We start from the raw sequence: 25,803 nt of genomic DNA on the forward strand, positions 1-25,803 counted from the left end.
GGAGTGATAATTATGGCAGATATAAAAGAAAATTATGGGGCTGATTTAGTTGTTGACAGCCTCATTAATCATGACGTCCAGTATGTATTTGGTATTCCTGGTGCAAAGATTGACCGTATTTTCGATACTCTAGAAGATAAAGGCCCCCAATTAATAGTGTCACGGCATGAGCAGAATGCCACCTTTATGGCCCAAGCTATTGGTAGGATTACTGGAAAACCAGGGGTGGTCATTGCAACGAGTGGACCAGGTATTTCCAACCTAGCAACTGGTTTAGTCACTGCGACCTCAGAAGGTGATCCTGTGCTAGCAATTGGTGGTCAAGTTAAACGTAGTGATCTCCTGAAGAGATCTCATCAATCCATGAACAATGTGGCGCTGCTAGAACCCATCACAAAATACTCTGCAGAAGTTCATGATGCTAATACTTTATCAGAAACCATTGCTAATGCCTATCGTAAGGCCAAATCAGGAAAACCAGGCGCTAGCTTTATTTCTATTCCTCAAGATGTGACAGATAGCCCTGTTAAAGTTAAAGCCATCAAGCCTTTAACAGCTCCAAAACTAGGTTCTGCTTCAGTGGAAGACATTAATTACCTAGCGCAAGCCATCCGTAATGCTGTTTTACCAGTTCTACTTTTAGGAAATGGAGCCTCAGACGAGAAAGTAACAGCTTCTATCCGTCGTCTCTTAGATTCTGTTAAATTACCAGTTGTGGAAACTTTTCAAGGGGCAGGAATCGTCTCACGAGAGCTTGAAGAAGAAACCTTCTTTGGTCGTGTGGGCCTATTCCGAAATCAACCTGGCGACATGCTTTTGAAGAAGTCGGATTTGGTTATTGCTGTGGGTTATGACCCGATTGAATATGAAGCCCGTAACTGGAATGCTGAAATTTCGGCGCGTGTGATTGTCATCGATGTCCTTCAAGCAGAGATTGATACTTATTTCCAACCAGAACGTGAGTTGATTGGTGATATTGCCGAGACTATGGATCTTCTATTACCAGCTGTCAATGGTTATGCTCTGCCCCAAGGTTCTGTTGAATACTTGCAAAATCTTAAGAAAAATTTAGATGGTGATCTTAAGTTTGATCGTCGGTCTAAAGAGGGCTTAATCCACCCACTTGATGTTATGGATATCTTACAAGAACAAATCAACGATGAGATGACTGTCACTGTTGACGTCGGTAGTCATTATATTTGGATGGCTCGCTACTTCAAGTCTTATGAAGCTCGCCATTTACTTTTTTCAAATGGGATGCAAACCTTAGGTGTAGCCCTTCCATGGGCTATCGCAGCAGCATTGGTACGCCCTAATAAAACGGTTATTTCAGTATCAGGAGATGGTGGTTTTCTCTTCTCAGCCCAAGAGTTAGAAGTAGCAGTGCGTTTGAAATTACCAATTGTACACATTATTTGGAATGATGGTCGTTACAATATGGTAGAATTCCAAGAAGAGATGAAATACGGTCGCTCAGCAGGTGTTCAACTAGGTAATGTCGATTTTGTCAAATATGCAGAAGCTTTTGGTGCCAAGGGCTACCGAGTTGATAGCAAGCAAGAATTCAATGAAAGATTAGCGCAAGCCATCAAAGAATCAGAACATGGCCCAGTGCTTATAGATATCCCAATTGATTATAAGGATAATGGTCGCTTAGGCGAAACTATCTTACCAGATGAGTTTTACTAAGAAGGTGATTTTATGACACAAACAATACTTTTTCAACACAATAGTTTAGCAGCGCTGATGGCGGGCCTCTATCAAGGTACTATGCCCTTGAAACAGTTACTCGAACATGGGGATCTTGGGATTGGAACATTAGATCAGATTGATGGAGAATTGATTATTCTAGATGGCAAAGCCTATCAAGCCATAGGAACTGGTGCTAAGGCAGAGGTTGTGGCGCTAGAGGGACAAGAAACAGTGCCCTATGCAGCAGTAGTCAAACACCAGCCAGTGCAAAACTTTTCTATTGACCAAGTCTTATCCGCTACTGCTTTGAAAGAAAAATTGGAAGCTCAATTTATCAGTCGCAATTTATTTCACTCACTCAAAATTAAAGGGCACTTTAAAGACATGCATGTTCGAATGATTCCCAAATCACCTTTGGGTAAATCTTTTGCTGAAATTGCTCAATCACAGCCAGAGTTTACAAAAGAAGATGTTTACGGAACCTTACTCGGTTTTTGGACGCCGGAACTCTTTCATGGCCTTAGTGTTGCTGGCTATCATTTGCATTTCTTATCTGACGATAAACAGTTCGGTGGTCACGTCTTAGATTTTCAAATAGTCAATGGTCAAGCTGAAATTGGCCAAATTGCTGGCTTATTACAGGATTTTCCTGCTAATAACCAAGCTTTTAGAGACGCTAACTTTGATATTGAACAATTAAGAAAAGATATCGATCAATCAGAATAAAAAAGACTGAGTCTAATGTGATCCTTATAAGGTAGCTAGTCAAGCTAGTAACTTGTAAGGAGCATTAGGCTCAGTTTTTATGTGATTTTCATGGCTTCAATCTTGTCCTTTTCAGGGGTAACTCGCAAAGTCCTCTGACCTGTATAAGTCACAAAACCAGGTTTGGCGCCACTTGGTTTATGTAATTTTTTGGCTTCAATCATATCTACTTGAACGAGATTAGATAGTCGCCCTTTGGAGAAGTAGGCTGCTAACTCAGCAGCATCTGTTTTGACTTGATCACTTGGGTCAAGATTATCTTTAATAATAACATGACTTCCTGGAATATCCTTGGCGTGGAACCACAGTTCTCCTTTTTTAGCCATTTTGAAGGACAATTCCTCATTTTGCAAATTATTGCGACCAACTAATATAATGGTTTGCCCGTCACTAGCTAGGTATTGTTCTGGTTTCTTGCGCTTGTGCCGCTTATCAGTGGAGCGACGCTTCATGAAACCTGCTTCAATTAATTCTTCTCGAATGTCTTCAATCTCATCACGATTAGCCTGTGAAAGATTGTAGTCAACGCTTTCAAAGTAGGCAATGCTCTGCTTTGTTTCAGAAATGAGACCTGATAAATGCTTAACGGCTTCTTTTAGTTTTTGGTATTTCTTGAAATAACGTTGTGCATTTTGGTTAGGGGTCAGACTCAAATCCAATGCGATATCAATATCTTGTCCTGTATAGTAGTTTTCAAGTCTAACAGAACTTTTGTTGTTGGGAACTTGACTTAAATAAGTTGTTAAGAGTTCCCCTTTTTGGCGAAAATCTTCTGCATTCTCTGTGGCAGCAAGTTCGGCTTCTTGTTTAGCTAGTTTTTTGATGTTCTTGTCTAATTCGTTTTGGACACGATGAATCAAATCGCTAGCCTGCTGGCTAACGCGGTCGCGTTCGGCCTTATCTAGGTAATAATGGTCTAGCAGGCTAGATAAATCTTCAAAGTAAGTATGACTATCTGAAAAACTTATAGCTGCGAACGATTTTGCTGTTAAGCTAGGACGCGTTTTCTCTGTGAAGAATTGTCGGAAAGCCTTAAGTTTTTGGTCACTATCAACTTGCCTTGCCAATTCTTGGGCACTGTCGCGACCAAGTCCTTGAAAGAGTTCTTGCAGGTTTTTGGCATCGAGCCTCTGTGTTTGTAAAATTTCAAAGAGTTTTTCATCAGAAATCTTATAGGGATTGTAGCCTCGGCTTTTAGGAGGTTCTCGGTAAGCAGAACCCGGTAAAATGGTCCGGTAAGAATTTTGCGAGAAGCCAACGTGTTTGATAGACTCGATAATTTTATCTTGATTGCGATCAATTAAAATAATATTACTGTGTTTGCCCATGATTTCGATAACCAGAGTTGTCTTGACAGCATCTCCAATTTCGTTTTTATTAGAGACACCTATTTCAATAATCCGGTCGTTTTCAATTTGTTTAAAGGACTCAATCACCGCCCCTTGCAAGTATTTTCGCATCATCATAGTAAAAGTGTTTGGAACAGCTGGATTTAGAAACTCACTATGGGTGATTTGAATGCGCCCAAAAACAGGATGAGCTGATAGTAGTAATTTAAAATTTTGTCGATGATTACGTATAGATAATACTAATTCTCTTTCGTAAGGCTGATTCACTTTTTGGATTCTACCAAAAAGCAGTTTTTCAGAAAGTTCTTTACTTAAGTGATGTAAGAAAAAGCCGTCAAATGACATGTTTTCTCCCCTTCCGTCTTCTAATCTCTCCATTATACCATATCAGAAAGTCCGCAGAAAAAGAATTGACTATTTTACCTTGCAATTTTTTGAATTTAAGCTATAATGATAAAAAAGCGAGAAAGGAAAATCCATGATGAACAACCATATCCTTATGACAAAATGGCAAAGCTGGCATAGATAAAGTTGTGTTTATGGATTTGGCATAGATACGACTTTTAGAGCACTTCTAAAAAGCTATCTATGCGCTGATAACAAAATTACTGAGGCGCTAGTAAGATAATTTACTGAGTGCTTTTTCTTTTGGCAAAATGGTGTAAAAGAAGTAGGAGACAGAAGATGAAAAGTAAACGGTTAATAGTAAGTTTGATCATCATCGTGATCATGGTTTTGGGATCGCTGGTTTTGGACAAGGGCAACCACCAAAGGACGTTTGAAGACAAAAGTTTAATCAAGGTGGGCATCTTGCAGCTGGTAACGCACGAAGCTTTGAACCAAATTGAACAAGGAATCGAAGACGAGTTGCACAGACAACCAGTATCTGGTAAAAAAATTAAGGTCACACTTATGAACGCCGAAGGGGATCAGAGTAAAATCCAAACGATGAGCCATCAGTTATTAACTAAGGGCAGTGATATCCTAGTCGGTATTGCAACGCCAGCTGCTCAAGGACTAGCAGCTGCTACAAAAGAGGTACCAGTGATTATGTCTGCAGTTACAGACCCTGTAGGTGCCAAATTAGTCAAGAATTTGGATAAGCCAGAGGCTAATGTTACAGGTTTATCTAACCGCGTCCCCTTGAAACAAACGGTTACACTCATTAAAGAGCTGACACCAGAAGTTAAAAGAATTGCTGTTTTATATGCTAGTAATGAAGATAACTCCCTTTCACAGGTAAGAGACTTTACCGCTTATGCTAAATCGGCAGGCTATCAGGTTTTTCCCTATGCTGTTCCGTCAACTAATGAAGTTCCTTCAACCATGTCAATTATAACTGGAAAAGTTGATGCTATCTTTTTACCTCAAGACAATACCATTGCTTCTGCTTTTTCGGCCGTTATTAGCGCTAGCAATACTGCGAAAATACCAGTCTACTCTAGTGTGGATACCATGGTAGAGGCTGGCAGTATCGCCTCAGTTTCACAAAATCAATACCAACTAGGAGTAGAGACCGCAAAGCAAATCAAGGCTCTAGTGGCTGGCAAGGAAGTCAGTCAGGTTCCGGTCAAAATTGTAGATAATGGAAAAGCAGTCATCAATCTAAGAGTAGCTGACCGATTGGGAATAAAGATCCCTGAAAGCTTAGCAAAGACTGCTGATATTCTTGGTAAGAAATAGGAGGCATCAATGATTATTTCATCTGTTTCACAAGGTTTATTATGGGGGATTTTAGGCCTCGGGATATACCTCACTTTTAGAATTTTAAACTTTCCTGATATGACCACTGAAGGATCCTTTCCTCTTGGTGGTGCAGTAACGGTAACTGCTATGAATATGGGATTGAACCCTTTTTTAGCCACCTTTATGGGAATGGTTGCTGGTGGAGTAGCGGGCTTTATAACGGGACTTTTATATACAAAAGGTAAGATACCCACCATTTTAGCAGGGATTCTAGTTATGACGTCTTGCAATTCAATTATGTTAATGGTTATGGGGAGGGCTAATTTGGGACTCCAAGAGATCAAGCGTATCCAAGATTATTTGCCATTTGCACCCAACGTTAACCAATTAATCATGGGCTGTTTAGCAGTTTCTCTCATTATATTTCTCTTGATTTATTTCCTCTATACTGATTTAGGACAGGCTTATATCGCAACGGGAGATAATCGTGATATGGCTAAAAGTTTTGGAATTAATACCGATCGTATGGAGTTAATGGGTTTGGTCCTTTCAAATGCTCTAATTGGTTTATCAGGAGCACTTGTTAGTCAGCAAGACGGCTACGCTGATGTTTCTAAGGGAATAGGAGTCATTGTTATTGGTCTTGCTAGTATCATTATCGGAGAAGTTTTATACTCAATTAATCTGACTCTCTTGGAGCGTCTGATTGCTATTCTAGTTGGTTCTGTCCTGTATCAATTTCTGATTTCAGCGGTGATTGCTTTAGGGTTTAATACCAATTATTTGAAACTTTTCAGTGCACTTGTGCTTGCTCTTTGTTTGACGATGCCAGTGCTGCGTAAGCGATTCTTTAAGGGGGTAAAAGTATCACGATGACAAAAATTATTGAATTAATTGACGCTTCCCTAACCGTTAATAATGGTTTTGATGATCATAAGACCATTCTAGATAATGTTAATTTGACTATTTATGAGCATGATTTCATCACTGTTTTAGGGGGAAATGGTGCGGGTAAGTCAACCCTTTTTAACGTGATTGCGGGAACCTTGCTTTTGAGCAAAGGGCAAATTAAAATCTTAGGACATGATGTGACACGTATGGGAGCTGAGCGCCGGGCAAACTATTTGGCACGGGTTTTCCAAGATCCGAAAATGGGGACGGCACCTAGAATGACAGTAGCAGAGAATCTCTTAATTGCCGAGAAACGAGGGGACAAACGACGCCTGATAAAACGCTCCCTACAGGCCAGAAGTAGCTATTTCTTGGAACTATTAGCTAAGACTGGCAACGGCTTGGAAACTCACCTTGAAACACCAACAGGGTTACTTTCTGGGGGGCAGCGTCAGGCACTAAGCTTACTCATGGCCACACTCAAGCGTCCAGATTTGCTACTCTTGGATGAACACACAGCAGCCCTAGATCCCAAAACCAGCTTGTCTTTAATGAACTTGACCGATACTTTTGTCAGAGAGGACCATTTAACGGCTCTGATGATTACCCACCATATGGAAGACGCCTTGACTTATGGGAATCGGCTAATCGTCATGAAAGATGGTAAAATTATCAAGGATTTGGATCAAAAAGCTAAGGCAGAACTCAGTATCGCCGATTACTACCAACTTTTTGAATAAGAAGCTAAGAGAAGTCTTGATTTTTCAAGGCTTTTTTTGAGAATAGTTGGCACTTCTGAGATAGGAGATAGCAAAAAAAGATGAAAATATGGTATACTATTATGGAGTGTAGCAAAGCTACAAAACAGTAATTCGACTTACCATGTAAGGACCGTTTGTAATAAATAATCTTAAAGGAGTATCATGAGTGATATAAAAATTATCGCCTTGGGGGGAGTTCGTGAATATGGAAAGAACTTCTACTTGGTAGAAATAAACAATTCGATTTTTATCTTAGATTCGGGCTTGAAATACCCAGAGAACGAGCAATTGGGAGTGGATCTTGTTATCCCAAATTTAGATTACCTTATTGAAAATAAAGATAAGGTACAAGGTGTATTCTTAAGCCACGGCCATGCCGATGCCATTGGAGCCTTGCCTTACCTATTAGCAGAAGTGCCTGTTCCTGTTTTTGGTTCTGAGTTAACCATAGAACTAGCCAAGCTCTTTGTTAAAAGTAACAATGCTACTAAAAAATTTAACAACTTTCATATTGTTGATAGTGAAACAGAGATTGAATTCCGTGATGGTTTGGTTTCTTTCTTTAGCACTACCCACTCAATCCCAGAAACCTTGGGAGTAGTTATCGGCACCGACCGTGGAAATATTGTCTACACAGGTGATTTTAAATTCGACCAGGCAGCGCGTGAAGGTTACCAAACAGACCTAGCTCGTCTAGCTGAGATTGGTAAAGAAGGCGTTCTTGCTTTACTATCAGCATCTGCTAACGCCACTTCAGTTGTGCAAACAGCTAGTGAAACTGAAGTTGGTGATGAGATGAACCAAGTTATTGGTGACGCAGAGGGTCGTGTGATTATTGCAGCAGTTGCTTCAAACTTAGTCCGAATTCAGCAGGTTTTTGACTCAGCAGCAGCTTCTGGTAGACGCGTGGTTCTGACTGGTAGTGATGTGGAAAATGTTGTGCGCACGGCTATCCGTCTGAAAAAATTAACACTGATTGACGAAAAATTGTTAATAAAACCAAAAGACATGTCTAAATATGAGGATCATGAACTTATTGTCCTTGAAGCAGGACGAATGGGTGAGCCAATTGTGAGCTTGCAAAAAATGGCAATAGGCCGTCACCGCTTTGTTAACATTAAAAAAGGTGATTTGGTCTATATCGTCACCACACCAAATGTTGCTAAAGAAGCGATGGTTGCGCGTGTTGAAAACCTCATTTATAAAGCAGGTGGCTCAGTCAACCTAATTACTCAAAATTTACGAGTTTCTGGTCATGCTAATGGACGTGACTTGCAGTTAATGCTTAACTTAATCAAACCGAAATACTTGTTCCCAATTCAGGGTGAGTACCGTGATTTAGCAGCCCATGCTGATTTAGCAGAAGAGATTGGACTTTTCCCAGAAAATATCTACATTGTTAAACGTGGTGATATCATGGTTCTCAACCAAGAGGGCTTCTTGCATGAAGGTGCGATTCCTGCTAGCGATGTTATGATTGATGGTAATGCTATCGGAGATGTCGGCAACATTGTTCTGCGTGACCGTAAAGTCTTATCAGAAGATGGGATCTTTATTGTTGTTATTACTGTTAGCAAGCGTGAAAAGAGAATCATTTCAAAAGCTAAGGTCAATACTCGTGGCTTTGTTTACGTTAAAAAGAGCCGTGATATTCTGCGAGAAAGTGCAGAATTGGTCAATACCACAGTGGGTAATTACCTGCAACAAGACAATTTTGATTGGGGCGAACTCAAGGGATCTGTCCGCGATGAGTTGTCTAAATTCTTATTTGAACAAACAAAACGTCGTCCAGCTATTCTTCCAGTAGTCATGGAAGTCCGCTAAGTGATTTCTGGAGACAAACGAAAGTATACTAGTTATGATAGGGGTTCAGTGACCCTTTGACAATTGATGAGTGAGATAGTCAGCTTCGATGCTTTGGCCAATCTCACTCATTTTTCATCATTGAAATGAATAGAAAGGCATTATATGGCAACTATATCAATTGAATACCGTTCAGAAGTATTAGAGATGGAACGACAAGTAAATGTGATTTATCCCGACCAATCCTCACTAGCTATAGAGGAGCAAGGAGATACTGATATTCCTGTTTTATACCTTCTCCATGGAATGGGTGGAAATGAAAATTCTTGGCAAAAAAGAACCGATATTGAACGTCTGCTCAGACATACTAATCTGATTGTGGTCATGCCATCAACTGATTTGGGCTGGTATACAGATACTGCTTCTGGTCTCTCATATTATCAAGCGATAGCCAGCGAATTACCACAAGTTCTGCGCAGCTTTTTCCCTAATATGACCCAAAAACGTGAAAAAACCTTTATTGCAGGTCTTTCTATGGGAGGTTATGGTGCCTATAAGATAGCTTTAAAAACTAATCGTTTTTCTTACGCAGCTTCTTTTTCTGGAGCACTTACGACACCTGAGGCTGTTTTTGATAAGATGGATGATAATACTGTCAAGTATTGGCGTGGCATCTTTGGTGATTTGGATGCTAGTCAGATTGAACAACACCAATTAAGAGCTATGGTTCCTGAATCAGATTTACAAACCCATTTCTATGCTTGGTGTGGTTATGAAGATTTCCTGTTTGATGCTAATGAGAGAGCTGTTACAGAATTGCAGGAACTTGGTCTTGATATTAGCTATAAAAAAGATCACGGTACCCATGATTGGTATTATTGGAACCAGCAACTAGAAGTGCTTTTGGAGTGGTTGCCGATACATTATGTTAAAGAAGAGAGACTCTCATGAGACTTGGAGGCCAACGATGAAGAAATTCTTAAAAGCCTTATTCTGGCTGCCCTTAAAGATTCTCCAAGTGATTTGGCGGATTATTTGGGGCTTTCTACAAACAATTATCATTCTGGCTATTCTTATTTTTGGACTACTTTATTATGCCAATCACAGTGATTCAGCCTTAGCTAATCAGATTTCCACTGTCAGCGAAAAAATTGTTAAACTGTACAATGTTTGGAATAATACGCAGACAAAAACAAAGAAACAGGTTAAACAAACGTTAAATGTTGATCATCTTCATCACACCCACGGGGTTAAGTGGCCTGATAACCAGGCGAAGGTCTATATCAAAACAACTAATCCTATTTTTCATAATGCTTATCAGGCTGCCTTAAATAATTGGAACAGCACGGGAGCTTTCCGCTTTATAGTGGTCGATGATGGCAGTAAGGCAGATATCATCGCTGATGAATCTAATGATAAAACAGCCGATGCAGCTGGTCTAGCCAATGTTGAGAGTCAGCCACTGACACAAACCATAACTAGTGTTAAAGTGTATTTGAACGCCTATTACCTATTAGATAGCCATTATGGTTACAGTAGTGAGCGAATTGTACATACCGCAGAACATGAGTTGGGACATGCTATCGGCTTAGAACATACTGATGATCAAGTATCTGTTATGCAGACGGCAGGTTCATTTTACGGCATTCAAGCAGCAGATATAGCGCGTGTCAAAACTCTCTATGAGAAAAAGAATTAAAATCACCCTATAAGAGTTTTTAGGTTGAAATAATAACCGAAAATGTCCCCAAATGGGGCTTTTTTTTGCTACAATGACAGTATGATTATTTTACAAGCAAATAAAATTGAACGTTCCTTTTCAGGAGATGTTTTATTTCAGAATGTTAGCCTTCAAATTGACGAACGTGATCGAATTGCCTTAGTTGGTCCAAATGGCGTTGGTAAGTCAACCTTATTAAAAATATTAGTGGGTGAAGAAGCTCCCACTAGTGGTGAGATTAATAAGAAAAAAGACCTAAGCCTATCATATCTGGCTCAAGATAGCCGTTTTGAGTCGTGTCATACAATCTACCAAGAGATGTTAGCTGTTTTTGCTGACCTCCGCCAAGACGAAGCCCGCTTACGACAAATGGAGAGCCAAATGGGTCAGCTTACTGGGGAAGCCCTGCAAAAACTCATGCAGGATTATGACCGTCTAACAGAATCCTTCCGTCTTCGTAACGGTTTTAGCTATGAGTCGGATATTAAAGCTATTTTAAATGGCTTTAAATTTGACCAAAGTATGTGGGATATGCCCATAGCAGCATTATCAGGTGGCCAAAATACCCGATTGGCCTTAGCGAAAATGCTTCTAGAAAAACCAGATTTATTAGTGCTAGATGAGCCGACTAACCATTTGGACATTGAAACCATTGCGTGGTTAGAAAACTACCTCTCCAATTATCAAGGTGCCCTCCTTATTGTCAGTCATGACCGTTACTTTTTAGATAAAGTGGCCACTGTCACATTTGATTTGCAAAAAAACGGCCTTGACCGTTACGTGGGGAATTATTCACGGTTTGTTGACTTGAAGGCTGCAAAGTTAGCTAACCAAGAAAAAAACTATGATAAACAGCAAAAAGAAATTGCCAAGCTAGAAGAATTTGTGCAAAAAAATATCGTCAGGGCTTCAACCACCAAGCGTGCTCAAGCAAGGCGAAAACAGTTGGAGAAAATTGATCGCCTAGAAAAACCAAGCGTCAGCAGCAAAACAGCCCAGATGACCTTTCACTCAGAAAAACCCTCAGGTAATCAGGTCCTGAATGTTCAGCACGCTGCTATTGGATACCATCAGCAGGTCTTATCTGAGCCCATTGATTTCGAAGTCCAAAAATGGGATGCTATTGCTATCGTTGGTCCAAATGGGATTGGCAAATCAACGCTGATAAAAGCCATCGTCAAACAGATTCCCTTTATCAGAGGGGAGATAAAATATGGCGCTAACTTGGAGATAGGCTATTACGACCAGACCCAGTCACGACTAACTAAGACTAACAGTGTTCTTGAGGAATTATGGAATGCTTTTCCAACCACCCCAGAGTTAGAGATTAGAAATCGCCTAGGGGCTTTCCTCTTTTCAGGAGATGATGTTAAAAAATCGGTTAGTATGTTGTCAGGAGGAGAACGAGCTCGCCTTTTACTAGCCAAGTTATCTATGGAAAATAACAATTTTCTCATCTTAGATGAGCCTACCAACCACCTGGACATTGATAGCAAAGAAGTTTTAGAGAATGCTCTCATTGACTATGATGGTACCCTCTTGTTTGTTAGTCATGACCGTTATTTTATCAATCGCGTTGCTAGCAAAGTTTTGGAAATTACAGAGACAGGGTCTCATTTGTATTTAGGGGACTACGATTATTATATTGGGAAAAAGGCCGAGCTAGAAGAATTAGCACGCCTCAGCCAACCTACAAGTGAGCCTGTAACAACTGATTCATTTATCCCCAACACGGACTATCAAAAGCAAAAAGAAAACCAAAAAGAAGTGCGAAAATTAAGCAGACGCTTAGTTGAAATCGAAAATCGTTTGGAAGATATCGACGCTGAAATCGCCGTAATCGCTGAAAAAATGGTCGCAACAAATGACCCAGATCTCTTAATGGATTGTCAAAAAGAGTTGGATCAGTATGAATTAGAACAGATGACCTTGATGGACGAGTGGGAGGAAATTGGTACACAACTGAACCTTTAAAAGTGAAAAAGTCATGGAAAAAGGATTGCTAAAGCAATCCTTTTTTTGGAACTGTTATATATTATAAATAAAAAAATGCAACAGATTTTGTTATGGATTTCACATTGTTGGATTTGGCGTGAAATGCGTCTATTGGTGCATAGGAAGCGGTTTAAAAACTTGCAACTTGTGAAAAAATAAGTTACTATTGAATGGTAAAATGAAAAAATGGAGGCCAAAATGGTAACAGTTTCTAGAGAACAACATTTGGATATGTTTTTAAAAATGGAACGTATCCGTGAATTTGATTCACGTATTAACAAACTTGTACGTCGAGGTTTTGTACAAGGAATGACTCACTTCTCAGTAGGTGAAGAAGCGGCCAATGTGGGTGCAGTCGCACATTTAACTTATGATGATATTATTTTCTCAAATCACCGTGGACATGGACAATCTATTGCTAAAGACATGGATTTGAACAAAATGATGGCTGAGTTGGCTGGTAAAGCAACTGGTGTTTCTAAAGGTCGCGGAGGCTCAATGCACTTGGCTGACTTTGAAAAAGGGAACTACGGAACTAACGGTATCGTTGGTGGTGGCTATGCCCTTGCAGTAGGTGCTGCCTTAACACAACAATATAAAGGAACAAATAACATTGTTGTTGCTTTCTCAGGTGACGGCGCAACAAATGAAGGTTCTTTCCATGAGTCTGTTAACATGGCAGCGACTTGGAAGTTACCAGTTATCTTCTTCATTATCAACAACCGTTACGGCATCTCAATGAACATTAACAACGCAACAAACACACCTCACCTTTATACACGTGCGGAAGCTTATGGCATTCCTGGTTTTTATTGTGAAGATGGTAATGACTTAATGGCTGTTTATGAAACAATGGACCAAGCTGTTAAACATGTCCGTGGTGGTAACGGCCCTGCAATCGTTGAAGTAGAATCTTACCGTTGGTTTGGTCACTCAACTGCTGATGCTGGTAAATACCGTACTAAAGAAGAAGTTGCTTCTTGGAAAGAAAAAGATCCAATGCTTAAATACAGAGCTTACCTCACAAAAGAAGGTATTGCTACTGATGAAGAATTGGATGCTATTCAAGCACAAGTAAAACAAGAAATTGACGATGCTTATGAATATGCTCAAAACAGTCCAGACCCAGAACTTTCAGTTGCCTACGAAGATATTTGGGTTGACTAAGTTCGGATTTAGCCGTTATTAGTTGCAAAAAAACTAACAGAAATACGATTAAAACTAGGAGTAAATAATGAGTGAAACAAAATTAATGGCTTTGCGTGAAGCCGTAAATCTTGCCATGACAGAAGAAATGCGCAAAGATGAAAATATCTACCTTATGGGTGAAGATGTTGGTGTGTATGGTGGAGACTTCGGAACATCAGTCGGAATGATTGAAGAATTCGGAGCAAAACGTGTTAAAGATACCCCAATCTCAGAAGCAGCTATCTCAGGTGCAGCTATCGGTTCTGCAATCACAGGTCTTCGTCCGATCGTTGACGTAACCTTCATGGATTTCTTGACAATCATGATGGATGCTATTGTTAACAATGGTGCTAAAAATAACTACATGTTTGGTGGTGGTTTGAAAACACCGGTAACCTTCCGTGTAGCATCAGGTTCAGGTATTGGATCAGCAGCACAGCACTCACAATCACTTGAAGCATGGATGACACATATCCCAGGTATCAAAGTGGTTGCACCAGGTAACGCCAACGATGCAAAAGGACTTCTAAAATCTGCTATCCGAGATAACAATATCGTTATCTTTATGGAACCAAAAGCACTTTACGGTAAAAAAGAAGAAGTTAACCAAGATCCAGATTTCTATATTCCATTAGGAAAAGGGGAAATCAAGCGTGAAGGGACAGACTTGACAATCATCTCATACGGACGTATGTTAGAACGCGTTCTTCAAGCTGCTGAAGAAGTTGCTGAAGAAGGTATCAATGTTGAAGTTCTTGACCCACGTACTTTAGTGCCACTTGATAAAGAATTAATCATTGAATCTGTTAAGAAAACAGGTAAAGTTATGTTAGTCAATGACGCCTACAAAACTGGTGGTTACACTGGCGAGATTGCAACAATGATTACAGAAAGTGAAGCATTTGATTACCTTGACCATCCAATTGTTCGTTTAGCAAGTGAAGATGTGCCAGTTCCTTATGCACGTGTATTAGAACAAGCTATCTTACCAGATGTTGAAAAAATCAAAGCAGCTATTCATAAAATGGCTAAAAACGGTAACGAATAGACAAAGGAATGAAGTCTCAATGCTGAGGCTTCCTTCAGTCTATTTCGTTGATAAAAATAGCAGAACTCAATCAAGCGTCACTGGCTATTTTTAGAAAAGAGAAAACGAAAGGAAAATTATGGCTGTCGAAATCATTATGCCAAAACTCGGTGTTGATATGCAAGAAGGCGAAATCATCGAGTGGAAAAAACAAGAAGGTGATACCGTCAACGAAGGCGATATTCTTCTTGAAATTAATTCAGACAAAACCAATATGGAAATCGAAGCAGAAGATGCTGGAGTTCTCTTAAAAATCCTTCGTCACGAAGGTGATGTTGTCCCTGTTACAGAAGTTATCGGCTACCTTGGAGCAGAAGGAGAATCTGTTGATAATATCGCTTCAAGTGAGAAAGCAACAGAAATTCCTGCACCAAATTCAGCTGATGCTGCGCCAACAGTTGCTCCAAAAGAAGCAGTTGAACGACCAGCAGTTGAAGTGCCAGCAACATCAGCACCACAAGGAGATGATTCTCAGGTCCGTGCGACACCTGCTGCCCGTAAAGCTGCAAGAGAGATGGGCGTAAGCCTTGGTCAAGTTCCTGGTTCAGGACCAAAAGGTCGTGTGCACGCTGAAGACGTTGAGAACTTTAAAACTGCCCAACCTAAAGCATCACCATTGGCCCGCAAAATGGCTGCTGATGCAGGTATTGATTTAGCAACTGTTAAAGGCAGTGGCTTCAAAGGCAAAGTAATGAAAGAAGATATCCTTGCTCTTACAGAAGCTGCCAAACCCACTCAGGCACCTGCTGCCAAATCAGCTGATGCTGAAAAACCAAAAGCAGATCTACCAGAAGGCGTTGAAATCATCAAGATGTCAGCAATGCGTAAAGCCATCTCTAAAGGTATGACCAACTCTTACCTAACAGCTCCGTCATTTACCCTTAACTATGACATCGACATGACAGAAATGATGGCTCTTCGTAAAAAACTGATTGATCCAATCATGGAAAAAACAGGTCTTAAAGTATCCTTCACCGACCTGATTGGTATGGCTGTTGTTAAAACATTGATGAAACCGGAACATCGTTACATGAATGCTTCACTCATTAATGATGCTCAAGAGATTGAATTGCACAAATTTGTCAATATTGGTATCGCAGTTGGCCTAGACGATGGACTTATTGTACCAGTTGTTCACAATGCTGATAAAATGACACTAGCCGAATTTGTCGTAGCCTCTAAAGACGTGATTAAGAAAACTCAGGCTGGTAAATTAAAAGCTGCTGAAATGTCAGGTTCTACCTTCTCAATCACCAACTTAGGAATGTTTGGAACTAAAACATTTAACCCAATTATCAACCAACCTAACTCAGCAATCTTAGGTGTGGGTGCAACTATCCCAACACCAACAGTTGTTGATGGTGAAATTGTGGCGCGTCCAATCATGGCTATGTGCTTAACCATCGACCACCGGATCGTAGATGGTATGAATGGTGCTAAATTCATGGTTGATTTGAAGAACTTGATGGAAAACCCATTTGGACTTTTAATCTAATTGAACATGAATTAGTCAGTTGACGCAATAAAGGTTATAATGGACTAAGAATATAAAGGGACCCAGTCCCTTTATAGGATTTAATAAAAGGAGAAAAGAATGGCTGTTGAAATTATTATGCCAAAACTCGGTGTAGACATGCAAGAAGGCGAAATCATCGAGTGGAAAAAACAAGAAGGTGACACTGTTAACGAAGGTGACATTTTACTAGAAATCAACTCAGATAAAACCAACATGGAAATCGAAGCAGAAGATGCTGGTGTTCTCTTGAAAATCGTTCGTCAAGCTGGCGACGTTGTTCCTGTCACAGAAGTGATTGGTTACATCGGAGCAGAAGGTGAAGAAATCCAAGAAGGCTCATCAGGCGCTGCAGCTGAAAAAGCAACTGCTGACCTTGAGGCAGCTGGTCTTGAAGTACCAAAAGCACCTGCCCAATCAGACGCACCTGCAGCAAAAGCAGATAAAGCACCACTTGCGGACAATGAATATGACATTGTTGTTATTGGTGGTGGCCCTGCTGGTTACTACGCGGCTATCCGTGGTGCGCAACTTGGCGGTAAAATTGCTATCGTTGAAAAAACTGAGTTTGGTGGTACCTGCTTAAACGTTGGTTGTATCCCTACCAAAACCTACCTCAAAAATGCGGAAATCCTTGACGGTTTGAAAATTGCAGCTGGTCGCGGTATCAACCTTGCATCAACAAACTACACTATTGACATGGATAAAACAGTAGAATTCAAAAATTCTGTTGTTAAAACCCTAACTGGTGGTGTTAAAGGTCTCCTTAAAGCTAACAAAGTAACCATCTTTAATGGTCTAGGTCAAGTTAACCCAGATAAAACTGTAAGCATTGGTTCTGAAACTATCAAAGGTCGCAACATTATCCTTGCTACTGGATCAAAAGTATCACGTATCAACATTCCAGGTATTGATTCTAAACTAGTTCTGACATCTGATGATATCCTTGACTTACGTGAAATGCCAAAAACTCTAGCTGTTATGGGTGGTGGTGTCGTTGGTATCGAACTTGGTCTTGTTTGGGCTTCTTATGGTGTAGAGGTTACTGTTATTGAAATGGCAGACCGCATTATCCCTGCTATGGATAAAGAAGTATCAACTGAGTTGCAAAAAATCTTGACCAAAAAAGGTATGAAGATTAAAACTTCAGTTGGTGTTGAAGAAATCGTAGAAGCAAACAACCAATTAACCTTGAAACTCAACAACGGCGAAGAAGTTGTTGCTGAAAAAGCTTTGCTGTCTATCGGTCGTGTCCCACAAATGAATGGTCTTGAAAATCTTAACCTTGAAATGGATCGTAACCGTATCAAAGTTAATGCCTACCAAGAAACATCTATCCCTGGCATCTATGCACCGGGTGATGTTAACGGAACTAAGATGCTTGCTCACGCTGCTTACCGTATGGGTGAAGTTGCAGCAGAAAACGCAATGCATGGTAACGTTCGCAAAGCTAACCTTGAGTTCACTCCGGCTGCTGTTTACACACACCCAGAAGTGGCTATGGTTGGTATCACTGAAGAAGACGCCCGTGCTAAATACGGAGATATCCTAGTAGGCCGTAACAGCTTTACTGGTAACGGACGTGCCATTGCATCAAACGAAGCGCATGGTTTCGTAAAAGTTATCGCGGATGCTAAATTCCACGAAATCCTAGGTGTCCATATCATTGGTCCTGCAGCGGCAGAGATGATTAACGAAGCAGCAACTATTATGGAATCAGAATTGACAGTTGATGAATTGCTTCTTTCTATCCATGGTCACCCAACCTTCTCAGAAGTAATGTATGAAGCATTTGCTGACGTTTTAGGCGAAGCAATCCATAACCCACCAAAAAGAAAATAAGTAAAAGCTTAGCAAAAAAAGTTTAGGATGTCCTAAACTTTTTTGCATGGCTTGAGAAACTTATAGCTTTCCTGTCTTTCTCACAATGCCAAAGGCTTGTTTTTTGCCTTACTTTGCCTTAAAATAGATACAGTCATAAATTATTAATAGCAGGAGAAAAAAATGAAATACATTGTTAACAAAAGTAATAATCCGGCCTATAATATCGCTTTAGAAGCTTATGCTTTTAGAGAATTACTATCTGAAGATGAGATTTTTATCCTATGGATTAATGAACCAGCCATCATTATTGGTAAGCACCAAAACACTATTCAAGAAATTAACAAAGAATACACAGATGAGCACGGTATTCATGTTGTCCGTCGTCTATCTGGTGGTGGTGCGGTTTATCACGATTTAAACAACCTCAACTATACCATCATTTCTAACAAATCAGCTGAAGGTGCCTTTGATTTCAAGACCTTCTCACAACCTGTTATCGAAACTCTTGCTGACCTTGGTGTCAAAGCTGAGTTTACTGGCCGTAATGACTTAGAAATCAATGGGAAAAAATTCTGCGGTAATGCGCAAGCCTATTACAAAGGTCGTATGATGCACCATGGTTGTCTCCTCTTTGACGTTGATATGACAGTGCTTGGCGATGCCCTTAAAGTTAGTAAGGATAAAATTGCTTCTAAAGGGATTAAATCGGTTCGTGCACGTGTGACAAATATCCTTGACGAACTACCAGAGAAAATCACTGTAACCGAGTTCTCTGATAAAATCCTTGAAAAAATGAAGGAAACCTATCCTGAAATGACGGAATACGTCCTTTCAGAAGATGAATTGGCTAAGATTCAAAAATCTGCCGATGAGCAGTTTGGAAGCTGGGACTGGACCTATGGCAAGGCTCCAGAATACACAATTGAGCGGAATGTTCGCTATGCAGCTGGTAAGATTAATACGTTTGCCAATGTTGAAAACTCCATTATCAAAAATATTAAAATCTACGGAGATTTCTTCGGGATTAAAGATGTCAAAGACGTTGAGAGCCTCTTGATTGGTTGCAAATATGACTATAAAGATGTTCTTGAAAAACTCCAAACTATTGACACTACTCAGTACTTCTCTGGCATGACTGTTCAAGAAGTTGCTAAAGGCATTGTTGCTTAATAAAAAAACCAAGTTCGCGTCAAGCGAGCTTGGTTTTTTGTTAGCCTTAGACAATATCTCTAATAGGAGCCGTTTGAAATTGTTTGGGTGACATGCCGACCATGGCTTTGAAGCTACGTGAGAAGTGGGCGGCATCAGAATAACCCAGGCTATTACTAATCTCAGTGACACTAGTTTGTTGTCGTAAGAGAATTTTAGCCTCTTCGATTTTTTTGCGACTGATGTACTGCTGGATAGAACAGGCCATTTCCTTGCGAAAAAGCTTACGAATGTTGGATTCACTGAAGTTAAACTCCTTAGCAATCGTCTCAATCAATAATTTCTTGGATAAATTTTGGTTGATGTAGTGGAGAATGTTTGAAATCAGGTAGGAATGACTATTGAACTGGCCAATCTTTTGGGTGAAGAGGATAATAGCCGATTCTCTCAGGAGAAGCACCTCCGAGGCCTTTTGGCAGGCTTCACATTTCTCGATGTAATAGTCGCGTGAATGATGGGCATAGTGCTGATCGACTCCCGTCATGATGGCTAGCTGCGATAGCTTTTCAAAGAGGATAATGGAATAGTTTTTCTCCGATCGCAGGTCCTTATGATAGGAGGAGGGGGTCAAATCTTGACTCAGGAAGAGGCGAACCTTTTGCAGGTCGCCTTTTTTGATGCTTTCCAAGAGTTCAAACTCAAAGTCAAAGCTGGACTCTTCTTCGAAGTGACACTCTTGTAAAAGCTTTTCTGAGAGGCCTTTACGAATATCTAAGAGGCTCTGGTTGGTCATTTGAGCCTGTTCAGTCTTTAGAAAATGGATCTCATCCGTAAAGAAGTAGTGAATGAGATGGAGCAGGTGGCTACTGTCTATAATATGGTAGCTCTCTAGCTCTATATCAAGATCCAGACATTTCTGACTGACCGGGTGGGTCTGAGCTAAAGTGGACAGCTTTGTCAGTTTTTGATCCAACTGAAAGGGACCAAACAAAAAGAAGTAGTCATGAAAAGGGTAAAGGGCTAAGCTGAGGCCAGAAGGACTCGTTAATAAAGTAAAAGGCAACAAACTTTTACGCTTACGAACCAGAGCTAGCTCAGCTAGCAAGTCAGCTGTGAGTCTGGGCTGGCACGGAGCATGAAAAAAAGCCTTAAGCAGCTTTAAGTCTTGATTCAAAATGATAATGGGTAATTTTAAACAAATATGCATAGATTCTAAGATTGGATGATTCTGCATAAATGAGTCACGTCCTTTAACTAAATGGTTAATTCATATCAAAAAATAAGAAAGCAACTGCCTATGAGTGAGTGATGGCGTTAAGCATTATGTGAGCTTGGGGCCGGAACCTTAGGGAGTAGGATATAAATGAAAAAGATAGGGTCTAAATCGTTGTGAAAACCTGCTATCGGATAAAATATTGAGTGTTCCGACCAATAAAGGATAATAGGGACCCACTCATAGACAAGTGTCTTTCCTAGATACAATTTAACACATAAAAGAGTGAAATTAAAATCATAAATTAATAAAATGATATAAAAATGAATAAAAAATGAAAATTGTAAAATATCCTATCTTTTTACCGTTTTATTCAAAAAAAAAGCGAAAAAATCATGTTAGTAAAGACAAATCATGGCATTATAAGTAACGGTTATTAAGAGTTTGTAAGGTTTAGATGAGTTTTTTATTATAGAAATATGGTAATGAAAAAGTTATCAGCAGAATGACTCGATATAACTAATAAACTAATCAAAACTATTCCCTATCTTAAGAAGGGAATAGGAAAAAAGGAGACAAGTGTCATGACACAAAACAAGAAAAATCTTGCTAAACAGCAAGTTTCTGCTAATCGTAAATACAGACTTGGAGCAGCATCAATCCTCTTAGCGACAGTGTGTGCAGTTGGGATATCAAGCACGAAAGTAGAAGCCCAAGTTGATGGATTTAGTTTAGGTAATGGAGCAAATAACTATTATTACGTAGTTCCAGGGCCTCAAGGAGTTCCAGGACCTCCCGGAATTCCGGGAGTACCGGGAGCACCGGGACCTCAGGGACAACCGGGATTGCCTGGTCCGATAGGTCCAGCCGGCCGCGATGGTCAACAAGGTGTACAAGGTCCAGCCGGCCGCGATGGTGCGATAGGCCCACAAGGACCAGCCGGCCGTGACGGACTGAAAGGAGAAAAAGGAGACGCTGGCCGTGATGGTCAAAGAGGTGAACGTGGGTTACCAGGCCGCGATGGTCGAGATGGCGAAAAAGGAGAACAAGGTCCAGCCGGCCGTGATGGTCGTCGAGGAGAGAAAGGAGACGCTGGCCGTGATGGTCGTCGAGGAGAAAAAGGAGACACTGGTCGTGATGGCCGTGACGGTTTAGACGGTAAAGAAGGAAAAGCCGGTAAAAACGGTAAGAACGGTAAAAATGGTGCCCGTGGTGCTGAAGGTCGTGATGGTCAAAATGGTCGCGACGGAAAAGACGGCATGAAAGGCCAAGACGGTAAGAACGGTACCGACGGCACAGCCGGTCGTGATGGAAAAGACGGCGCAAAAGGTCGCGATGGTCAAGCTGGCCGTAATGGTCGTGATGGAGCTAAGGGTCGTGATGGTAAAGATGGTCGTAAAGGTCAAGATGGTCAACACGGAACTGACGGTGCCGATGGTCGTGCAGGTTTAGATGGACGCCATGGCCGCGATGGTCGCGATGGCCGTAACGGTCTAGACGGTGTAGATGGTCGTGATGGCTTATCTCCAGTTGTAAAAACACAAACTCATTCTGACGGTAGCCACACGATTACCTTCTTAAACCCAGATGGAACACGTTCATCAATCAACCTACGCAATGGTAAAGACGGTGAGCCAGGAAAAGATGGTCGTGATGGAAAAGACGGAAAAGATGGTAAGCCAGGCGTGCCAGGTCGTGATGGTAAAGATGGTCAACCAGGAGCACCAGGTCGCGATGGTATGAACGGTAAAAATGGTCAACCAGGTCGCGATGGTATGAATGGTCAAAACGCTCATAATATGCCAGCAAACAATGGCAAAGGTAATGCAGCTGGTATGCCAGTAGCTCTTAACGCGCCTGTAGCTGTAGCAGCAGCAAATGGCCAAGGTCAGATGGCTGGTGAACAATTGCCTTCAACAGGTGACAGCATTAACCCATTCTTCACTGCAGCAGCGCTTGCAGTATTGGCTGGTGCTGGTATGTTGGCAACTACTGTTAAAACTAAAAAAGAAGACTAATTCTTCTCCCTTTTATTTCATATAGAGTAAAAAAGCCTCTAAGGATTATCCTTAGAGGTTTTAGACGTTTACCGCTCAAAAGCAGCCTTACTCTTAATGTCGGCATACTCTTCGGCCACTTCTTTAGCTAAGATGTCCTGATAGGGAGAAAGCTCAATCTCAGGGCCGTACTTGTTCTTTAAAGCGGTTGTCACTAAGCGATAGGCTAGATTGACGTTACGCGAGAGGATAGGGCCGTGGAAGTAGGAGCCAAAGACATTTTTGTAATGGACGCCTTCAGTTTGGTCTTCTTTGTTATTACCATTACCATAGACGACCTGTCCGAGCGGTTTTTCATCCGCAGACAAAAAGGTCCGGCCTTGGTGATTTTCAAAACCGTAATAGGTTTCATTAAATTCCTGATTGTGGATCTTGATGTCACCGATATAGCGGTTTTTGTCTTGGCCTAGGGTGTAGTGTCCCATGACACCGATGCCGTTAATTAGCTCACCATTAGCTTGAATATAGTACTGGCCTAGCAATTGAAAGCCCCCGCAGATGGCTAAGATGACCTTATCTTGGTCGATAAACTGGGAGATGGCCGCTTTCTTTGCTGGTAAATCCTTAGCCACAATGCTTTGTTCGTAATCTTGACCACCACCGAAAAAGACGATATCGTAGTGGTCTTGGTCAAAGTTGTCACCGATTGAGACGATATCAACAGTAACCTTGGCACCTAGTTTCTCTGCGACGTACTTGAGCATGAGGACGTTTCCATTATCGCCGTAGGTATTCATTAGATTTCCGTAGAGGTGGGCTAGGTTAAGTTCATAACGGTAGTCACGGTTAGTGGGAGATTGTAGTGAGGTATAGGTCATTAGTTCATCTCCTTTCTAACGAGGTCTTGTTTGGCTAAAAGTTCGCGGAATTCGAGCATGGCGGTATAGGTAGCTAAGATATAGGCATGGTCAGCTTCTTGCTCTTTGATATTGTCTAAGACCTCTTGGAGGTTGGCTGTCTCGGTGATTTTGTTTTCATCATAACCAGACACCCGTAGCCGCCTTGCAATCTCTGAGTGGCGAACGCCGCCAGCATTAATCTCAGTGATGTCCATCTGGCTGATGAGTTCAAAGTTAGCGTCCCAGATCCAAGAGGTATCAATACCGTCTGCATAGTTGGCATTGAGGAGAACAGAGAGGCTAAAAGGATAGTCGGCTAGTTTAATCATCTCTAGGGCTTGGCTAGCACCAACTGGGTTTTTAATCAAGACTAGGGTACAGCTTTTTTGGCCGACAGTGAAGGTTTCCTGGCGACCAAAGACGGCCCGGCTCTTGTCAAAACCAGCTTTAATCTTTTCAGGTGCGACACCAAAATACTCGGCAACGGCGACAGCTGCTAGGGCATTATAGATGTTATAGAGCCCGCCAACATTAATCTTATACTCTTGCCCGTCAATGACAAAGCCTGAGCTATGGTTGCTGAGTTCGGTCAGGGCTGTGAGTTGGTAGTCCAGTTGTGGACGTTCGAACTCACAGTTTAGGCAGATATAATGGCCTAAGTTAGCGTAGGTATTTTCCTTGTAACGTAGGATATGCTCACAACGCGGACAGAGGATTCCTTCGGTGTTGTAGTGGGCCAGTTGAGGGTGATGAGACTGGGTGTTAAAGCCATAATATCGTATGGGATTGACCACTTCTTTGGAAGCAAAGAGCGGGCTGTCACCATTGGCTAAGATGTTTGCTTCAGGGGCCTTTTTAGCTCCGTCAAGAATCATCTGGTAGGTAGTGTAAATCTCGCCATAGCGGTCCATCTGATCACGGAAAATATTTGTAAATACAAAGAGGCTAGGAGTGATATACTGGGTCACCTTTGGTAAGCTAGCTTCGTCAATTTCTAAGACGGCGATTTTTTTTCCACTTTTAGTTCTTTTGGCAGATAAAAAGGTGGAGACAATCCCAGTGATCATGTTAGCCCCACTAGGGTTTGTCAGAACCTGGCCGAAGGCTTCTTGTAAGATTCCAACGGTCAAAGCAGTGGTTAAGGTTTTGCCGTTAGTTCCTGTGACAACAACAATTTCGTAATCTTTAGCTAAGGTATCAAGGATGCTTGGATCAAATTTTAGGGCCAGTTTTCCTGGGTAGGTCGAACCTCGGCCCATAGTTTTAAGGACGGTCTGTGCCGTCTTCCCGGCAGTAATGCCCATTATCGTTTTCATTTTCATGTTTATATTTTAACATAGAATTCACAAATTTAGATACAGAAAATCTTCAGGAAACGTGATATAATATATATGATATCTATTTCACATAGAAAGCGAGACCTATGAGTAACCTAAGTAATATCGATGCGAAGTTTATCTTAAGTTTGTTTGATGACCCCAGGATGCTGACTATTCATCTCTTGGATATTTTTATTGTTGCCTATGCTATTTACCGTTTTATCAAGGCTCTGGCCGGCACTAAAATCATGTCCCTGGTCCAAGGGGTGCTTTTATTTATTATTGTTCGTTTTATCGCCGAGTGGATAGGCCTGACCACTATTACCTATCTGATGAACCAAGTCATCACCTATGGGGTGATTGCTGGGGTAGTTATCTTTGCACCGGAAATACGGACAGGATTAGAAAAATTTGGTCGCTCAACTCAAGTTTTTCGTCCTAAAGAGCTGATGAGCGGTGAAGAGCGCTTAGTAGATGCGATTGTCAAGTCAGTTGCCTATATGAGCCCTCGTAAGATTGGCGCCTTAATTGCGATCGAACAAACACAGACCTTGCAGGAGTACATCTCAACGGGGATTCCTTTACATGCCGATATTTCTAGTCAGTTACTCATTAATATCTTTATTCCAAACACGCCATTACACGATGGGGCAGTCATTATTTCAGGTAATAAAGTCGTCTCTGCTTGTTCTTATCTGCCACTATCAGAATCTATGTCCATCTCTAAAGAGTTTGGCACACGGCATCGTGCAGCGATTGGCTTGTCTGAAAACTCAGACGCCATCACCATTGTTGTTTCAGAAGAAACTGGAGGTATTTCTGTAACCCGCAAGGGCCAGTTCTTGCATGATTTAAGCAAGTCAGATTTTGAAAAGGTCTTACGTTCCTACTTGGTCAAAGAAACAAGTTCGAAAAACATCTGGTATAAGAAATGGTGGGGAGGTAAGTAACT

General features: G+C 41.1%; 20 protein-coding genes. 16 read left to right on the top strand and 4 right to left on the bottom strand.

Features of this window, described 5'->3' with window-relative positions:
- Positions 1-12 precede the first annotated feature (12 nt).
- Positions 13-1,689: an acetolactate synthase AlsS gene (gene alsS, locus DQM45_RS04045; protein ID WP_003084437.1), complete on the top strand. Its 1,677-nt coding sequence runs from the start codon at positions 13-15 to the stop codon at positions 1,687-1,689.
- A gap of 12 nt (positions 1,690-1,701) precedes the next feature.
- Positions 1,702-2,418, top strand: coding sequence for an acetolactate decarboxylase (budA, locus tag DQM45_RS04050; RefSeq protein WP_003083457.1), 717 nt, complete (start codon positions 1,702-1,704; stop codon positions 2,416-2,418).
- A gap of 77 nt (positions 2,419-2,495) precedes the next feature.
- Here the strand turns inward: budA and DQM45_RS04055 are convergent, their stop codons facing one another.
- On the bottom strand, positions 2,496-4,151 hold the full coding sequence (locus DQM45_RS04055) for an NFACT RNA binding domain-containing protein (protein WP_003085823.1): 1,656 nt from the start codon (positions 4,149-4,151) through the stop codon (positions 2,496-2,498).
- Positions 4,152-4,490: 339 nt separating this feature from the next.
- Here DQM45_RS04055 and trpX point away from each other — a divergent pair, with 339 nt between their 5' ends.
- From trpX to DQM45_RS04115, 12 genes are all read left to right on the top strand, one after another.
- Complete coding sequence (gene trpX, locus DQM45_RS04060; protein ID WP_039984493.1) at positions 4,491-5,489, top strand: tryptophan ABC transporter substrate-binding protein; 999 nt, start codon at positions 4,491-4,493, stop codon at positions 5,487-5,489.
- A gap of 9 nt (positions 5,490-5,498) precedes the next feature.
- Entirely contained in the window at positions 5,499-6,368 is an 870-nt protein-coding gene (locus DQM45_RS04065; protein ID WP_003085896.1) for an ABC transporter permease, read from the top strand.
- Entirely contained in the window at positions 6,365-7,123 is a 759-nt protein-coding gene (locus tag DQM45_RS04070) for an ABC transporter ATP-binding protein (RefSeq protein ID WP_003084628.1), read from the top strand. The genes DQM45_RS04065 and DQM45_RS04070 overlap by 4 nt, the downstream gene beginning before the upstream one ends.
- A gap of 183 nt (positions 7,124-7,306) precedes the next feature.
- Entirely contained in the window at positions 7,307-8,968 is a 1,662-nt protein-coding gene (locus tag DQM45_RS04075) for a ribonuclease J (protein ID WP_003082687.1), read from the top strand.
- Positions 8,969-9,112: 144 nt separating this feature from the next.
- Positions 9,113-9,898, top strand: a complete 786-nt coding sequence (locus tag DQM45_RS04080; protein ID WP_003083459.1) for an alpha/beta hydrolase — start codon at positions 9,113-9,115, stop codon at positions 9,896-9,898.
- 16 nt (positions 9,899-9,914) lie between these two features.
- Positions 9,915-10,646, top strand: a complete 732-nt coding sequence (locus DQM45_RS04085; protein ID WP_003085928.1) for a matrixin family metalloprotease — start codon at positions 9,915-9,917, stop codon at positions 10,644-10,646.
- A gap of 81 nt (positions 10,647-10,727) precedes the next feature.
- Positions 10,728-12,641, top strand: coding sequence for a ribosomal protection-like ABC-F family protein (gene abc-f, locus DQM45_RS04090; RefSeq protein WP_003085149.1), 1,914 nt, complete (start codon positions 10,728-10,730; stop codon positions 12,639-12,641).
- Between the two features lie 219 nt (positions 12,642-12,860).
- On the top strand, positions 12,861-13,829 hold the full coding sequence (locus tag DQM45_RS04095; RefSeq protein WP_007893035.1) for a thiamine pyrophosphate-dependent dehydrogenase E1 component subunit alpha: 969 nt from the start codon (positions 12,861-12,863) through the stop codon (positions 13,827-13,829).
- 67 nt (positions 13,830-13,896) lie between these two features.
- Complete coding sequence (locus DQM45_RS04100) at positions 13,897-14,898, top strand: alpha-ketoacid dehydrogenase subunit beta (protein WP_003082562.1); 1,002 nt, start codon at positions 13,897-13,899, stop codon at positions 14,896-14,898.
- Between the two features lie 118 nt (positions 14,899-15,016).
- Complete coding sequence (locus tag DQM45_RS04105; RefSeq protein WP_003085046.1) at positions 15,017-16,432, top strand: dihydrolipoamide acetyltransferase; 1,416 nt, start codon at positions 15,017-15,019, stop codon at positions 16,430-16,432.
- Between the two features lie 99 nt (positions 16,433-16,531).
- Positions 16,532-18,292 (top strand): dihydrolipoyl dehydrogenase, encoded by a 1,761-nt coding sequence (lpdA, locus tag DQM45_RS04110; RefSeq protein WP_003084277.1) that lies wholly within the window; start codon positions 16,532-16,534, stop codon positions 18,290-18,292.
- A 162-nt stretch (positions 18,293-18,454) separates the two neighbouring features.
- Positions 18,455-19,444 carry a lipoate--protein ligase gene (locus tag DQM45_RS04115; RefSeq protein ID WP_003083890.1) on the top strand — a complete coding sequence of 330 codons (990 nt, stop codon included), beginning with the start codon at positions 18,455-18,457 and terminating at the stop codon, positions 19,442-19,444.
- A gap of 46 nt (positions 19,445-19,490) precedes the next feature.
- Here the strand turns inward: DQM45_RS04115 and DQM45_RS04120 are convergent, their stop codons facing one another.
- Entirely contained in the window at positions 19,491-20,657 is a 1,167-nt protein-coding gene (locus tag DQM45_RS04120; protein WP_003085467.1) for a YSIRK-targeted surface antigen transcriptional regulator, read from the bottom strand.
- Positions 20,658-21,220: 563 nt separating this feature from the next.
- Here DQM45_RS04120 and DQM45_RS10320 point away from each other — a divergent pair.
- Positions 21,221-22,654, top strand: coding sequence for a collagen-flanked surface repeat-containing protein (locus DQM45_RS10320; RefSeq protein ID WP_003083500.1), 1,434 nt, complete (start codon positions 21,221-21,223; stop codon positions 22,652-22,654).
- A gap of 68 nt (positions 22,655-22,722) precedes the next feature.
- Here DQM45_RS10320 and gatD read toward each other — a convergent pair whose 3' ends face one another.
- Both gatD and murT read right to left on the bottom strand, forming a co-directional pair.
- Positions 22,723-23,511 (bottom strand): lipid II isoglutaminyl synthase subunit GatD, encoded by a 789-nt coding sequence (gene gatD / locus DQM45_RS04130; protein ID WP_003085115.1) that lies wholly within the window; start codon positions 23,509-23,511, stop codon positions 22,723-22,725.
- Positions 23,511-24,854 carry a lipid II isoglutaminyl synthase subunit MurT gene (gene murT, locus DQM45_RS04135; RefSeq protein ID WP_003083046.1) on the bottom strand — a complete coding sequence of 448 codons (1,344 nt, stop codon included), beginning with the start codon at positions 24,852-24,854 and terminating at the stop codon, positions 23,511-23,513. The genes gatD and murT overlap by 1 nt, the downstream gene beginning before the upstream one ends.
- A 101-nt stretch (positions 24,855-24,955) precedes the next feature.
- Here murT and cdaA point away from each other — a divergent pair, with 101 nt between their 5' ends.
- Positions 24,956-25,801: a diadenylate cyclase CdaA gene (gene cdaA / locus DQM45_RS04140; protein ID WP_039984495.1), complete on the top strand. Its 846-nt coding sequence runs from the start codon at positions 24,956-24,958 to the stop codon at positions 25,799-25,801.
- Positions 25,802-25,803: the final 2 nt, after the last annotated feature.

Origin of the sequence: Streptococcus porcinus (assembly GCF_900475415.1) — a bacterium.
GTDB classification, from domain to species: Bacteria; Bacillota; Bacilli; order Lactobacillales; family Streptococcaceae; genus Streptococcus; species Streptococcus porcinus.

Coding starts and splice junctions, on each gene's coding strand:
- alsS (WP_003084437.1), top strand. CDS start 13: ATGGCAGATATAAAAGAAAATTATGGGGCTGATTTAGTTGTTGACAGC.
- budA (WP_003083457.1), top strand. CDS start 1,702: ATGACACAAACAATACTTTTTCAACACAATAGTTTAGCAGCGCTGATG.
- DQM45_RS04055 (WP_003085823.1), bottom strand. CDS start 4,151: ATGTCATTTGACGGCTTTTTCTTACATCACTTAAGTAAAGAACTTTCT.
- trpX (WP_039984493.1), top strand. CDS start 4,491: ATGAAAAGTAAACGGTTAATAGTAAGTTTGATCATCATCGTGATCATG.
- DQM45_RS04065 (WP_003085896.1), top strand. CDS start 5,499: ATGATTATTTCATCTGTTTCACAAGGTTTATTATGGGGGATTTTAGGC.
- DQM45_RS04070 (WP_003084628.1), top strand. CDS start 6,365: ATGACAAAAATTATTGAATTAATTGACGCTTCCCTAACCGTTAATAAT.
- DQM45_RS04075 (WP_003082687.1), top strand. CDS start 7,307: ATGAGTGATATAAAAATTATCGCCTTGGGGGGAGTTCGTGAATATGGA.
- DQM45_RS04080 (WP_003083459.1), top strand. CDS start 9,113: ATGGCAACTATATCAATTGAATACCGTTCAGAAGTATTAGAGATGGAA.
- DQM45_RS04085 (WP_003085928.1), top strand. CDS start 9,915: ATGAAGAAATTCTTAAAAGCCTTATTCTGGCTGCCCTTAAAGATTCTC.
- abc-f (WP_003085149.1), top strand. CDS start 10,728: ATGATTATTTTACAAGCAAATAAAATTGAACGTTCCTTTTCAGGAGAT.
- DQM45_RS04095 (WP_007893035.1), top strand. CDS start 12,861: ATGGTAACAGTTTCTAGAGAACAACATTTGGATATGTTTTTAAAAATG.
- DQM45_RS04100 (WP_003082562.1), top strand. CDS start 13,897: ATGAGTGAAACAAAATTAATGGCTTTGCGTGAAGCCGTAAATCTTGCC.
- DQM45_RS04105 (WP_003085046.1), top strand. CDS start 15,017: ATGGCTGTCGAAATCATTATGCCAAAACTCGGTGTTGATATGCAAGAA.
- lpdA (WP_003084277.1), top strand. CDS start 16,532: ATGGCTGTTGAAATTATTATGCCAAAACTCGGTGTAGACATGCAAGAA.
- DQM45_RS04115 (WP_003083890.1), top strand. CDS start 18,455: ATGAAATACATTGTTAACAAAAGTAATAATCCGGCCTATAATATCGCT.
- DQM45_RS04120 (WP_003085467.1), bottom strand. CDS start 20,657: ATGCAGAATCATCCAATCTTAGAATCTATGCATATTTGTTTAAAATTA.
- DQM45_RS10320 (WP_003083500.1), top strand. CDS start 21,221: ATGACACAAAACAAGAAAAATCTTGCTAAACAGCAAGTTTCTGCTAAT.
- gatD (WP_003085115.1), bottom strand. CDS start 23,511: ATGACCTATACCTCACTACAATCTCCCACTAACCGTGACTACCGTTAT.
- murT (WP_003083046.1), bottom strand. CDS start 24,854: ATGAAAATGAAAACGATAATGGGCATTACTGCCGGGAAGACGGCACAG.
- cdaA (WP_039984495.1), top strand. CDS start 24,956: ATGAGTAACCTAAGTAATATCGATGCGAAGTTTATCTTAAGTTTGTTT.